General features: G+C 63.6%; 12 protein-coding genes. 5 read left to right on the forward strand and 7 right to left on the reverse strand.

The genetic code is table 11. The features are described from left to right. Nucleotides 1-25 precede the first annotated feature (25 nt). Nucleotides 26-406, reverse strand: a complete 381-nt coding sequence (locus tag GSQ79_RS05000; protein ID WP_158807631.1) for a DUF1330 domain-containing protein — start codon at nt 404-406, stop codon at nt 26-28. 327 nt (nt 407-733) lie between these two features. Between GSQ79_RS05000 and secG the strand changes: the two genes are divergently transcribed. From secG to GSQ79_RS05025, 5 genes are all read left to right on the forward strand, one after another. Next, nucleotides 734-1,147 carry a preprotein translocase subunit SecG gene (gene secG, locus GSQ79_RS05005; protein ID WP_158807632.1) on the forward strand — a complete coding sequence of 138 codons (414 nt, stop codon included), beginning with the start codon at nt 734-736 and terminating at the stop codon, nt 1,145-1,147. A 121-nt stretch (nt 1,148-1,268) separates the two neighbouring features. Beyond that, nucleotides 1,269-2,897 (forward strand): CTP synthase, encoded by a 1,629-nt coding sequence (locus tag GSQ79_RS05010; protein ID WP_158807633.1) that lies wholly within the window; start codon nt 1,269-1,271, stop codon nt 2,895-2,897. Between the two features lie 217 nt (nt 2,898-3,114). Beyond that, the gene (locus GSQ79_RS05015) at nt 3,115-5,409 is read left to right on the forward strand and encodes a carboxypeptidase-like regulatory domain-containing protein (RefSeq protein ID WP_158807634.1); all 2,295 of its coding nucleotides are present in this window, start codon (nt 3,115-3,117) and stop codon (nt 5,407-5,409) included. A 184-nt stretch (nt 5,410-5,593) separates the two neighbouring features. Next, nucleotides 5,594-6,725, forward strand: a protein-coding gene (prfB, locus tag GSQ79_RS05020; RefSeq protein WP_158807635.1) for a peptide chain release factor 2 whose coding sequence is annotated in 2 segments (ribosomal slippage) — nt 5,594-5,662 and nt 5,664-6,725 — 1,131 coding nt in all. Because the reading frame shifts where the segments join, the coding sequence is not laid out codon by codon here. 175 nt (nt 6,726-6,900) lie between these two features. Then, nucleotides 6,901-7,776 (forward strand): rhomboid family intramembrane serine protease, encoded by an 876-nt coding sequence (locus GSQ79_RS05025; RefSeq protein WP_158807636.1) that lies wholly within the window; start codon nt 6,901-6,903, stop codon nt 7,774-7,776. A 7-nt stretch (nt 7,777-7,783) separates the two neighbouring features. On the opposite strand, the gene GSQ79_RS05030 is transcribed toward GSQ79_RS05025, so the two are convergent. From GSQ79_RS05030 to GSQ79_RS05055, 6 genes are all read right to left on the reverse strand, one after another. Then, entirely contained in the window at nt 7,784-8,170 is a 387-nt protein-coding gene (locus tag GSQ79_RS05030) for a response regulator (RefSeq protein ID WP_246725105.1), read from the reverse strand. A gap of 102 nt (nt 8,171-8,272) precedes the next feature. Then, complete coding sequence (locus GSQ79_RS05035; RefSeq protein WP_158807637.1) at nt 8,273-8,662, reverse strand: DUF423 domain-containing protein; 390 nt, start codon at nt 8,660-8,662, stop codon at nt 8,273-8,275. After that, complete coding sequence (locus GSQ79_RS05040; protein ID WP_158807638.1) at nt 8,662-9,933, reverse strand: O-antigen ligase; 1,272 nt, start codon at nt 9,931-9,933, stop codon at nt 8,662-8,664. Before GSQ79_RS05040 ends, GSQ79_RS05035 begins: the two co-directional genes overlap by 1 nt. Next, nucleotides 9,930-11,075 (reverse strand): hypothetical protein, encoded by a 1,146-nt coding sequence (locus tag GSQ79_RS05045; RefSeq protein WP_158807639.1) that lies wholly within the window; start codon nt 11,073-11,075, stop codon nt 9,930-9,932. Before GSQ79_RS05045 ends, GSQ79_RS05040 begins: the two co-directional genes overlap by 4 nt. A 28-nt stretch (nt 11,076-11,103) precedes the next feature. Beyond that, a complete protein-coding gene (locus GSQ79_RS05050; protein WP_158807640.1) occupies nt 11,104-12,648 on the reverse strand; it encodes an undecaprenyl-phosphate glucose phosphotransferase in 1,545 nt (514 codons plus the stop codon). A 49-nt stretch (nt 12,649-12,697) separates the two neighbouring features. Continuing rightward, complete coding sequence (locus GSQ79_RS05055; RefSeq protein ID WP_246725106.1) at nt 12,698-13,867, reverse strand: glycosyltransferase; 1,170 nt, start codon at nt 13,865-13,867, stop codon at nt 12,698-12,700. Nucleotides 13,868-13,899: the final 32 nt, after the last annotated feature.

A 13,899-nucleotide genomic window follows, 5' to 3' on the forward strand; every position in this document is an offset into this window, starting at 1 on the left:
CCCGGAAACAATATCACGAGACCAATTAGTCCAGCTTCTCGACAAGGTACGACCGCACGCTTGCGGCCTTGTCGAGGTCCGCCTTCAGCTTGGTGTAGGTGGGCGATGCCAGCCAGGTCCGTGCATCGGCGACGGCAGGAAAGCTGATGACCGAGAGGTTCGACGGCGCGCCGCCGAACAGCGATTCGACCTTTTCGCGCATCACGAACTCGCCCTTGAAGTCCTTCAGGCTGGCGCGGATTTCGGCCGCCAGAGGCTTGAAAGCCGCGGGATCCGTGATGTCGAACTCATAAAGCAGAAACGCTCCCTTGTTGAGGGGCGCCTTGATCTGGGCGAAGGCGGACGGCATCGCCACGGGTGCAAGAGCGAGAGACAGGATCAATCCGAAACGCAGGGCAATCTTCATGGTGTCCTCCCGACGCGAGGCCGCCCGCTGATGCGGGACAGGATGCCGTCGCGACCCGCCCGGCGTGCCGCCCGGCGAGAATGATGCCCAAAGCATGGCCCCTGGCGGAGCGCAAGGCGGATCGCCCGATGCAAGATGGATTGCGGATCGAAGTGACATCTCTTAGAAGGAAGGCGCGGGCGGACTGAAGGCCAGATCGCCCCTTTCGCGTTGCCGATGCCAGGGTCTCTTTCGACACCTGGCGGGTGGTGACACGAGCGCATTCCTTTCTCCGTTATACGGTGCATGGCGTCCTCCGAGACGCGGTACTGACTTGGATAGTTTTCGATGCAGACGGTTCTGATCGTTGTTCACCTGATGATCGTCATCGCGCTCGTCGCGGTGGTATTGCTCCAGCGCTCCGAGGGCGGAGCGCTCGGCGTCGGCGGCGGCAGCGGTTTCATGACCGGACGCGGCCAGGCCAACGTGCTGACGCGCGCCACCGGCATTCTTGCCGCTCTGTTCTTCGTCACCAGCCTGAGCCTCACGGTTCTGGCCGGCTTCGGCCACGGGCAGCGTTCGATCCTCGACGGCAACGCGCCGGCTGGCGACAGCACGCCCGCAGCGCCGGCGGCCTTGCCGCCCAAGGGCGAAGGCAGCGTTCTCGACCAGCTGCGCAAGATCGAAGAACAGAAGGCCAGCCAGCCAGTCGCTCCGGCCCCCGAAGCGCCGACCGGCCCGGCCCCGCCGCGCGGCCAGTAAGCCGCGCGACCAAGACAACACGTTTCCTGTTTCCGGCCCCGTCTGCTTTGTGTGGACGGCATGGTTGGTTGCGGATTTGGGGCTCCCCAAACTCGTAAAACATCGATAGAGCTTGTGGCCCATGGCGCGGTACATTTTCATCACCGGCGGCGTGGTTTCCTCGCTCGGCAAAGGTTTGGCTTCGGCGGCGCTCGGCGCCTTGCTGCAGGCGCGGGGCTATACGGTCCGGCTGCGGAAACTCGATCCCTATCTCAACATCGATCCCGGTACGATGAGCCCCTATCAGCACGGCGAGGTCTTCGTGACTGACGACGGGGCGGAGACGGATCTCGACCTCGGCCACTACGAGCGCTTCACCGGGCGCCCGGCGGTCCGCCAGGACAACATCACGACAGGCCGGATCTATCAGGAGATCATCGCCAAGGAGCGACGCGGCGACTATCTCGGCGCTACCGTACAGGTGATCCCCCACGTCACCAACGCGATCAAGGAATTCGTGCTCTCCGGCAACGAGGGCATCGACTTCGTGCTGGTCGAGATCGGCGGCACGGTCGGCGACATCGAGGGTCTGCCGTTCTTCGAGGCGATCCGCCAGGTCGGCAACGATCTGCCGCGCGGCCATTGCATCTACGTCCACCTGACGCTGCTGCCCTACATCCCGAGCGCCGGCGAGCTGAAGACCAAGCCGACCCAGCATTCGGTGAAAGAGCTGCGCTCGATCGGCATCCAGCCCGACATCCTGCTGTGCCGCTGTGACCGTCCAATCCCGACCGAAGAGCGCCGCAAGCTCGGCCTGTTCTGCAACGTGCGCGAGACGGCGGTCATCGAAGCGCGCGACGTCGGTTCGATCTACGACGTGCCAATGGCCTATCATAAGGCCGGGCTCGATCGCGAGGTGCTCTCCGCCTTCGGCATCGAGCCGGCGCCAAAGCCCAACATGACGCGCTGGAACGCGGTGACTGAGCGCCTGCGCCACACCGACGGCGACGTCACCATCGCCATCGTCGGCAAATACACCGGCATGAAGGACGCCTATAAATCGCTGATCGAGGCGCTGACCCATGGCGGTCTTGCCAACCGGGTCAACGTCCACCTCGACTGGATCGAATCCGAGATTTTCGAGAGTGGCGATCCGGCCGTCCACCTCGAGCATGTCCACGGCATTCTTGTGCCGGGCGGCTTCGGCCAGCGCGGCGCCGAAGGCAAGATTCTGGCGGCACGCTTCGCCCGCGAACGCAAGGTGCCTTATTTCGGCATCTGCTTCGGCATGCAGATGGCGGTCATCGAGGCCGTCCGCGCGCTCGGCGGCCAGGCGAATGCCAACTCGACGGAATTCGGTCCGACCGAAGAGCCGGTCGTCGGCCTGTTGACCGAGTGGATGCACGGCAACGAGCTGCAGATCCGCGCCGCCGAAGGGGATATGGGCGGCACGATGCGGCTCGGCGCCTACAAAGCACATCTGAAAGCCGGGTCGAAAATCGCCGGCATCTACGGCGACACCGAAATTTCCGAGCGTCATCGCCATCGCTACGAGGTCAACACGGCCTATCGCGAACGGCTCGAGTCGCACGGTATGACCTTCTCCGGCATGTCGCCCGACGGCCTGCTGCCGGAGACGGTCGAGTTCGCCGACCATCCCTGGTTCATCGGCGTGCAGTACCATCCAGAGCTGAAGTCTCGGCCGTTCGAGCCGCATCCCCTGTTCGCGAGTTTCATCGCCGCGGCGAAAGAGCAAAGCCGGCTGGTCTGAACGACCGCCGTCGGGGGACATCTACCCGGCGCCTTGAGACGCAATCGCCGTAAGGCGAATACCTGTGAATATGCAACCTATGATATAAGGCGCCTCTGCACGTCGGGGGAGCGCCTCTATGCTGAAACATCGCAGAGTCTTTGTTCTTTTAACGTTTCTTCTTTTCCCGGCCGCACTCGCCGAAGTCCAGGAGGCGTCGCCTCAAACCGCTTCGCCAGTGCCGAGCGCGAAATCCGATGCCCTGGTCGGCGGCATTCACGGAAGCGTCGTGGCCGCGCTCACCTCGAAGTTTGGGACAGACGATATCGGCATTCCCGGTGCCGCCGTGACATTGCAGCAGAACGACAAAGCGGGTGGGGCGGGGACGCCCGCGGGCGCCACAAATGCAAGCGGCTTCTTTGCGTCGCCCTTGCAACCGGCCGGCAGCTATCGTGTCTGTGCCAAGGCTCCTGGCTTCGCGGAGGGCTGCACGGCCAAGCCTGTTACGGTCGCGCAAGGGTCTGTTTACGTCGATCCACCCCTTGCCCTGCAGCCCCTCGGCAGCGTGCTTTATGGCGTCGTCACGCTGCAATCCGGCGATATCGCCGCGCGTTCGGCGGGCGCAGTCGGCACCACCGCAAGCGCAGCCACTGTCGTTTTGAAAGATGCTTCTGGCCACGTTGTCGCCGGCCCGGTCCCGGTCGACAGCAGCGGGCGCTACGTTCTTGGAGGCGTATCGCCAGGCGCCAATCTTACGCTGACGGCTGCCCTTGGACAGGCCAGCGTTTCCAAGACGTTGACCCTTTCTGGGGCCGATCTCAATACGGGAGCCGCAAACGATCTGGTCTTGCCCTCGGCGTCACCGACCGTCACCGGCGTCACCATCGCTGCGGACGGCAAGCCCGTGACCCGAGTCGCGCCCGGCAGCACCGTGACGGTCACGGTGGCCGCAACCACGCCGACGCCGGAGCCCTTGCACTACCGTTGGATCACGAATTCGTCGGGACTTGCTGCCGAAGACAAAGCCAGCGTGATCTGGACGCTACCGACCGCCGACGTTGCCAACGTGCTGTTCGGCGAGGTTTCGACCGAACGCGGCGGTGCGACACGTTTCAGCGTCACCATTCCGCAGAGCGACAGGGCGACGGACACGCCCGGCAGCCTGACCATCGTTCCCAGTGGTCGCGCCTTGCTGCCCCGAAGCGACGGGTCCGATCGTGCCGCGTCACGTCTGGTGGTTGGTGAGACAACCACCGGTCCTATCGGTCTGATCAAAAACGGCGCGGTCTCCGGCAGTGGTCCGTCGAACATCTGCATTCCCTGCATCTTCAGCACCGCCTATGCACCACCGCCGCACCAAGGTGATTTCATCGATCCGGTTGCGATGATGAGCAACGCCTGCACGGATGAAACCAGCTGTAAGGCGGAGGCGACCGCTTACTACAAAACGATCGGCGCCCTCGATAGCGCCGGCAATCCCACCTCCACCTTGGGCACGCTCAAGGCCTGGAAGCAGACGTTCGGCTTTTCGGCGGACCCGACGACGCCGGCTGCCGGCGAGATCCACGCGACCTACTTCAACAACGCCGACCTTCAATTCGGACGCGACATGCATTGCCGCAGTGCCACGTCGATCAGCTCGACCTCGATCGCATGCTACGTGTCGAATTACGGCGACGGGACGCACACGTTCGGCAGCGACCCGCAGACGGCCATCGCTCGGGCGATCGCCAACGCGGGACGCATCGCGACCGTGGCAATGACGTTCAGCCAAAGCCATCTGCTTCTGCTTGGGCAGCCGTCGCCGCCGCCCCAGGTCAACTTCTTCGTGTTCAATGCTGGCCTGAGCGACGTGAACGACGGCGCCCTGGTGACCGAGGCTGTGCTCGACAGCCAGGGGCCCAAAGCTCTTCCCGGCCTGTGCATCTCGTGTCACGCGGGAGCTTATGATGGCGCGGCGCACAACGTAAAGCTGGCGAATTTTCTGCCTTTCGATTCGCCGAGCTTTATCTTCAGCATCGCGAACCTGAATTTTCTGGAATCAAGCCAGCGCGAAGCGGTCCGATCCCTCAACGCCCTCGTCCATTCAGCCTCGCCGCGACCGACCATCCCGCAGTTGATCGATGGCTGGTATCAATGGTGCGGCGGCGTCGACAAGAAGAAATGCTACATCGACGACATCGGGCATCCCTATTTTCCGAACGCCGCTTGCAAGTCCGGTACAGCCGCGTCGGATCAATCCTGTGGTTGGCCGGCGACGTGGGGCGGGATCAACGCCGAAAGCTTCTATCAACGCGTGCCGCGGGTGTACTGTCGGACCTGCCACGTCGCGCAGTCGACTTTCCTCAACGTCGATTCGTTCATCGACTGGAAAAACCAGGAGCCTTTCATCAAATCGTATGTCCTTGCTTCGCAAGGAACACCGTCTGCCGCGAACTACATGCCGTTCGCCGAGGTCCCATATAAGGGATTCTGGTTCGATTTTCAGGCGCAGACCGCGCTCAGCAGTTTCCTGGCAACGGTCGGTCCCTGAGGGCATCGCGTCAGGGATGACCGTTGAACGCTGACCGGGAGTGCTGACCCGGGAGCGAAGTCTGCCGTCGCGAACCTGACGTTCGTCTGGCCTTCGCCACCCGTGGCGCATGAGGCCTGTTTACATCCGGCCCCGCTCTCCATATCACTCGCGTCCCATTCGCTCACCGAAAGCCATTCATCCCATGCGCGCCGAAGCCGAAGCGCTCGTCGAATCGATCAAGCAATCCATGGGATTGCTGAGGAGGCATCTTTGACGTCGATACTGCGACGCGCCGCTTAGCCGAACTCAATGCCAAGGTCGAAGACCCCGATCTGTGGAACGACGCGGATGCCGCGCAGAAAATCATGCGCGAGCGGACCGAGCTCGAGGATCGCCTCGGCTCCATCGCCCGCTTCGAGCGTGATCTCGAGGATGCCGCGACCCTCGTCGAACTCGGCGAGATGGAGGAGGATGCCGACACCGAGCAGGAAGGCATCGCCCAGCTGAAGGCGCTCAAGGTCGAGGCGGAGCGCCGCCAGGTCGAGGCGCTGCTGTCCGGCGAGGTCGACGGCAACGACACCTATATCGAAGTGCATTCCGGTGCCGGCGGCACGGAGAGCTGCGACTGGGCGCGCATGTTGTTTCGCATGTACGCCCGCTGGGGTGAGCGCCACAAGTTCAAGGTCGAGATCATCGAAGAGACGTCCGGCGACGAAGCCGGCATCAAGTCCGCGACCCTCGTGGTCAAAGGCCACAACGCTCACGGCTGGGCCAAGACCGAATCGGGCGTACATCGCCTCGTGCGGATCTCGCCGTTCGATTCGAACGCGCGGCGTCACACCAGCTTCGCCTCGGTCTGGGTCTATCCGGTCATCGATGACAAGGTCGAGATCGACGTGAAGGAGTCCGACTGCCGCATCGACACGTATCGTTCGTCCGGCGCCGGTGGCCAGCACGTCAACACCACCGACTCGGCGGTGCGTATCACCCACATCCCGTCGGGGATCGTGGTGGCATGCCAGGGCGAACGCTCGCAGCACAAGAACCGCGCGACCGCTTGGAACATGCTGCGCGCCCGGCTCTACGAAGCCGAGATGATGCGGCGCGAGGCCGAAAACAGCAAGACCGAAGCCTCAAAGACGGAGATCGGCTGGGGTCACCAGATCCGCTCGTATGTTCTGCAGCCCTATCAGCTGGTAAAGGACCTGCGCACCGGCCACACCTCGGGCGCGCCCGACGACGTGCTCGACGGCGGGCTCGATTCCTTCATGGAAGCCTCGCTGGCGCAGCGCGTCTACGGCGGCGGCCCGGGCGAAGTGGAAGACGTCGACTAGAGAATCGGACGCGAAGGCTGCAGACTTTTGCGTTCGATCCGATGCTCTAGATTTTTGGAAAAGAGCGATGGCTTATCGCTCAAGCGACGTCACTTGAGCGGCCAGCGCTAGACGGCAACGACCCGAAGCCCCAGGGTAATATTCCGCGCCTGGATAGTATGAGGCGCCCGGAGGCATGACGTTGGACACCCCACGGCGCGAGCGTATCTTCAACATCCCGACCGTCGTCGTCGTGATCTGCGCGCTGTTGTTTCTGATCCAGGGGCTCGGCGATCTAATCGCACCGGAGACCTACGGCCGCCTGCTGATCCGCTTCGCCTTCGTGCCCGGCCGCTTCACCTTCGCCTTCGATCCGGACCGGGTGTCCGCCGCCTTCAATCAGATTGCGAAAGGCGACGAGTTGCGGGCGCAGATCGCCGCGGCGTTTCTCGGCGACGGCACCGCGCAATGGTGGACGGTTCTCACCTACGCCTTCCTGCATGGCAGCTGGATGCATGTGGGGGTCAATTGCCTTTGGCTGGTCGCTTTCGGCGGCGCCGTGGCGAAGCGCCTGAGCACCCTACGGTTCCTGGCGCTGCTTGCCGTCTGCTCGGTCGCCGGCGCCTTCGTCCACTACCTCACCCACGTCGCGGATCTCGAGCCGGTGGTCGGGGCGTCTGCCGCGGTGTCCGGTGCGATGGGCGCGGCGACACGCTTCATGTTCCAAACGGGAGCCCCGCTTGGGACAGGCTTTGGCCGCAGAGGATCTGTCGATCGCGACGATGTGATGCGCCTGCCGGCCTTGAGCCTGTTCCAGACCCTGACCGATCGCCGCACGCTGACCTTCATCGCGATCTGGTTTCTGTCCAACCTGATTTTCGGTGTGTCAGGCGCGATGCCGGGCCTCGGCGACGCGACCGTCGCGTGGGAGGCCCACGTCGGCGGGTTTCTGGCCGGGCTGCTGCTATTCGGCTGGTTCGATCCCGCGCCGAAACTCGCGCGTCCGGATCACGATATCGTGGCCGACGGGCCCGAGCCGACGATCGCGCCAAGCGAAGGAGCCGAGTTTTAAATCGGGATCAAACCGATTTCGGCAGACAGGTCACTTCGAGGCGCAGGATCGCCGCGAGGTCGTCCATGCGGAACGGCTTCTGGAGCACGGGGCGTTCCGAATGCGACGCCGGGATGCCGGAGCGGCCGTAGCCAGTGGTGAAGATGAAGGGACAGCCGCGCTCTGCCAAAGCATCGGCCACCGGATCGATTTTCTGCGCGCCCAGATTGACGTCCAGCAAGGCCCCATCGATCGGTTCGCGACCGATGAACTCGATCGCCTCCGCGACATGCGACATCGTTCCGGCCACCGCGAAGCCGAGCTCGTCGAGCATATCTTCCAAGGTCAGAGCGATGAACGGTTCATCCTCGACGATCAAGATACGCGGCTTGGTCACTCCGCCGTTGCCGCTCACCGTCGTATGGCCTTTGCGTTGAACATGAACCGATCTTTGCCCCTCGCTCAACACAAAGTCTAGCCAAAGATAGGCTAAGGGTGAGCCCGTCGCGTATGTTCGTCACGCGTCAAGATGGCGCGTCCCGGTCTTGCGCAAGGACCATGGTGCGGCAACCGCGGCAACGAGCCATCCTGCGATCATCAGCATGCCGCCGGTCGGCGCGGCCATCGGCATAAGCCGCAAGCCGGCCATGGCGCGAATCGCAAGATCGCCGCAGAACAGGATTGCCCCAAGGGCGATCAGGGAGCCGGCGACGAGAAGACCGCGCTCCGCCTTCGCCCGCATCAGGGCGACGAGGCCAAAGAGCGCTGCCGCGTGGAAGAGCAGGAAGTCGGCGGCTGTGTGAAGCGTGGTATCGCCAACGATATGGGCCGCTGCCGCGGCCAGTCCAACGCCGGCGGCCCCGAAGAGGCCCGCAAGAGCCGCCAAAGCCATCATCCAGACCCGCATCAGATCGCCTCTTGCTCCTGCCCCGAATCGTCGCGGACGTGGGGGCTTCCGGCCGCCCAGCGCAACCGCGCCGCCTCCATACCCCAAACCGCACCGAAGCAGAGAAAAAGCTGGCGCCAATGATCGACGTCGATCTGAAAGCCTTGCATCAGAAGGACGAAGAGGGTCGGCGCAAATACCTGGGCGAGGCGCTGGAACGGCGATCGCTTGAACATCAGCCGGAACCCGACGAAGAGGCTCGTGAGAACCAGCGCGAACCAGGCGAAGCCGCCGATCCAGCCGTCGTTGGCAAAGGCTCCGATATACGAATTATGCGGCTCGAGATCGAAGATGAGGCGGAAACGCAGCGGCCCGAAGCCTTCCGGCTTCTCCACCAGCATCGGCAGCGACCGCATCTGGTTGCCGAAACGTCCGGTGTAGCCTTCGTCATATTCCTGCGTGACCGCGGCGCGCTGTAGGAAGAAATTGCGCACGGTCGTGTCCGACAGCGCAGCCACCATGGCGAAGAGACCGAGGCCGAGGGCGAGGCCGCTCATCGTGAGAATGCGCTGCCGCATCGCACGGCTGTCGGCCGTGAGGTAGCTCGTGACAGCCATGATGATCAGCGCCGCGAGGGCCGCGCCCCAGGACCCGCGAGAATACGAGATGAAAACGCCGATGAGCACGAGGCCGAGACTGCCCATCGTGAGCAGGATGCGTCGCGTGCTGCCGAGCAGAAGCATCTGCAGAAGATAGGTCGCGGCAAGCACGAGATAGGACCCGAAGACGTTCGGATCCTTGAACGTTCCGGAGACGCGGCTCTCGACCGTGGTCAACAGCGGCGCGAGGCCGCCGATATCGAGGTAGCCGATGATGCCGACGATCGCGGAAACGACGGAGCCGATGGTGAAGGCGTTGAGGCAGACCGTCGCGCGTCTAAGAGTCCGCTCGCTGAAGAAGATCGTGAAGAAGACGGTGGTGACGAAGAGATACAGCGATTGCAGCTGATACAGCCGCGCGTCGGCCTCTTCCCAGTGCGGCATCAGAGCGAGAAAGCCGGCCGTTTCGAACACGATCCACAACAGCAGCACGGGCGCGATCGCGCGATGGATCTTGAAGCCGCCGAAGGCCCAGATTGGCACCGCCAGAAGCGTCACGAAATCGTAAGGCGACGGCTCGATCAGCGAGATCATCCCGGTGAACATCTGCAGCGCGAAGACGGCGTTGACGACGCGCTGGTAGTCGATCGTCAGGCGACGCGGCTTGAGGGGAAGCGCGACGGCGCCGGTCATGGTTTGCTTTCGACCATCAAGAGGGTCAGCGGCTGGCGCACCAGCAGCCGCTCGCCGGTCTGGCAACCCGCGACCTGCATGATCGTGAAGAACAGTTCCGGCGTCGCGCCGATCTCATCGAAGTTGCGGCTCGATGAGGTCGGATCGAGCAGCGAGGGATAGTTGATGATCGAGGGGCCAGCCTTGCAGAGATCGCCATAGAGCGTCTTGCCGGCGACCAGCAGGCGCGGCGCGCCCCAATGCAGGAGGTCGCGACCGACCGCGTAGTAGAAGCCGTCAACCGGAAAGACGCCGCCGCTCGGCGCCTGGAACACCGCAATCCAGAGGTTGCTCGGGCGGTGGTGCACGACGCCTCCCACCGCGTAAGCAAACGGCGCGATCGCCTTGCACGGCTTCGGCTTTGACTTTGCTTTGTAGGGATCCGCGTAGCGGATGGTGAAGGCCGTTCCATCATAGGCCCGCCACGACGCCGGTTTGGACGGATCGTCCGTGCGGAACAGGCAATTGCCGAAGGGCTGGCTGTCCCACCCGGTCGTCGAGACGAAGGCATAGCGGTAGGGGCCGTCCGCCACGATGTTCGAGGGATTGAAGAAACCGCGATGGCGGCCCTGCTCGACATCCTGGGTGAACGGCGCGCTTGCAACGACGAGAGGACTTGCCTCGTCGAAGTTGGCCCCGCCGTCGTGCGATTGATACGCCAGCACGGAATTGTACCAGCATCCGAGTTCGCCGCTGACACGACACCGGCCATGATCGTCCGCGTGATACTCCTCGTGGACGAGTGCGCTCACGCTGCGCCCGTCCGGGGTCCAGGTCGCGGCGATGAAATTGCGATCGGCGTGGTGCGCCGGGTCGGCGTCGAGCGGACTGCCGAGCGCGACGTGGCAGTCGATCTTCAGATGCGCGAAATCCGGCCCGCGCAGCGCCCGATTGAAGAAGTGCAGGCCGAACAGCGTCACGCCACCGTTGCTGTCGCGATAGGCCCGCGGATTGAGATCGGGGATATCGTTGGGTTCACACCCATCGCGCGTCGAATTGAAGACGACGGACGGCGTTCCGCTCAGCGTCAGCGTGAGATCGGCGCCATGCGCCGGCGCCGCGAACATGAGCCCGAAGACGAGAACGAGCCGACCGATGCGCACGATATTCCCCGCTTCATCGGTGATGAGATCAGTAGGCGTTCTTGGCAGTCAGCAGCGCCACCGGCGTGGCGAAAAGGACGTAGATGTCGAGGAAGATCGACCAATTCTCGATGTAGTAGAGGTCGCATTCGACGCGCTTCTGGATCTTTTCCGGCGTATCGGTCTCACCGCGCCAGCCGTTGATCTGCGCCCAGCCGGTGATGCCCGGCCGCACGCGGTGGCGGGCGAAATAGCTGTCGACGACCTCGTCGTAGAGCCGATCGTCGGCCTTGGCATGCACTGCATGCGGGCGCGGCCCGACGAGCGAGAGATTGCCCTTGAACACGACATTGAAGAGCTGCGGCAGTTCGTCGAGCGAGGTCTTGCGGATGAAGCGCCCAACGCGCGTCACGCGCGGATCGCCGCGGGTGACGAGCTTCGCCGCGGTGGCGTCGAGCTGTTCGGTGTACATCGAACGAAACTTAAAAACTTCGATCAGCTCGTTATTGAAGCCGTAGCGCTTCTGGCGAAACAGCGCAGGGCCCTTGGAGTCGAGTTTCACCGCAAGCGCGACAAGCAGCATCACCGGCGACAACATCAGCAGGCAGAACAGCCCGACGACCTTGTCGAAGATCGTTTTGACGACGACGTCCCAGTCGGCGATCGGCTTGTCGAACAGGTCGATGACGGGAACGCTGCCGATGTAAGAGTAGGCGCGCGGGCGGAACCGCAGCTTGTTCATATGGGCGGCGAGGCGGATATCGACCGGCAGCACCCACAGTTTGCGCAGCATCACCAGCAGGCGCTGTTCCGCGCTGATCGGCAGGGTAAAGATCACGAGGTCGAGCGGGGTGTGCCGCGCGAAATCGACGAGATCGTCGACATTGCCGAGCTTCGGAAAGCCGGCGACCACGTCCGGCGAACGCGCGTCGGTGCGATCGTCGAAAATGCCAAAGATATGCAGGTCGTCGCTGCCCTGTTCCGAGAAATCTTCGAGCAGCTTGTGCGCGGCCTCGCCACCGCCGACGATCACGGTGCGGCGGCTCAACCGGCCGGTTCGCGCGAGATGATCGGTGGTGAAGAACAGCGCTGTGCGCTCGACGACCAGCGCGACGAAGCCGGCAAAACCCCAATGGACAAGCCAGCCGTTGAGAAAGACCCTGTCGACCTGCGCCGCGTAGCAGACCCCGTAGGCCAGCGCGAAGATGCCGATCCAGGCCAGCGCGATGCGCCAGCCGAACCGGCTTGGGAGCCGAAGCACCGAGACGCGGAACACCCCAAGAGCCTGCAGCACCAGCATGATCAACGCGGCAAGGAGCGGCGCGCCGAGCAACGGCAAGACGGCAAACCCGAGGACCGGCACCACGACCATAAAGTAGGTTGCGATGCCGGTTGCGAGGATGAGGAAGAACTCGAACAGGCGCACGAGACCTTCGAGGATGACCGCCGAAATGATGCGGCGTCCCTTGTGCTGCGCCATTGCTTCCGCGAGGGCATCGAGCTCACGGGCGTGTGGATTGACAGCGCGTTCAGCCTCGCCGGCGCGGGCGGCCAGATCGATAGCGCGAAGGTCTTGTGCGGAAAAGGCAGCCATGGCGTGCTTTCAAAAACGTCACAAGGAGAACGTCAGAGGACGGGGAACATCATGAAGGAACGACGACGGACCGCTTGGCCTCGTCGCGCGTCAAAGCACGCCGCGCAAAGGCGTCGCGATATCCGGCGATCACGGCATCGGCCATATTGGCGATCGAGAAACGGGTGGACGCGAACGCCGCGAGCTCTTCCGCCTGCTGACGGCGCTCCGCCGGATCCATATCGAGCATGCGCTCCATGGACTGCGCGAGCAACGCAGGATTGTCGGAGACAATCAACCTTTCGCGATACGGGCCGAAGACCTCGTTGATGCCGCCGACGTCGGTGGCGATCATCGGGATCTGTGCGCCTGCGGCTTCTAGAACGATGTAGGGAAGTGATTCCGCGCGGCTCGGAATGACGAGGATCTTGCCGAGGGTGAAGGCGACCGGCGCCGGCATCGCGCCGGGGAAGGTCACGTGCGCTGCGATGCCCGCCGCTTCGGCCTGGCGGATGAGTTTTTGCTCGTCGGGACCAGAGCCGACGAGAATGAGCTTCAGAGCCTCGCCACGCCGCCGCGACAGCGCGGCGGTCGCGTCGATCAGGGTGTCGATGCCTTTCGCCGATCGCAGTTCGCCGACATAGACGAAGTCGGCGGCGTCGGGCTTCGGCCTGATCGGGGTGAATTCGTCCGGGTTGATGCCATTCTGGACGATGCGCACCAGCGCCTGCGTGTCACCGACGCGCTGATGAAAGCGATTGGCGATGAAAACGCTTTCGAAGAGCAGCACGTCGGTTCTCGCCGCGAGCAGCCGCTCCACCGTCATGTAGGTGGCTTGCACCACCGGCGTCGCGATATGATTGAAGCTTCCGCCATGCGGCGTGTAGCAGCGGATCGGGGAAAAGGCGCGCGGCAGATAGCCGGGCAGGCGGGCGTACAGCCCCCCCTTCGAGCCATGGCCGTGGATGACGTGCACCGTGAGCTGTCGCGCATGGGCATCGACACGCATGACGGCACCGATGTCCTGCAGATGCGGCGCGCGGCGCATGGGAATCCGCAGGATGCCGAGTTCGAGGATAGGCTCGAGTTTGGCGAGATTGTCCGTCGCGCGATCCCCGCCGGTGAGCGAGTCGACGACCAACCCGACGGCATGGCCGCGGGCAACCTGTTCGCGCGTCAGATCGAGGACGTGCCGAAACAGGCCGCCCAAAGGGGCGCGCAAGACGTGAAGAATACGCAAGGGGCTTTCACCTTGGCTCGCAGGATCAATGG

Origin of the sequence: Beijerinckia sp. L45, from assembly GCF_009765775.1 — a bacterium.
Lineage (GTDB): Bacteria > Pseudomonadota > Alphaproteobacteria > Rhizobiales > Beijerinckiaceae > RH-AL1.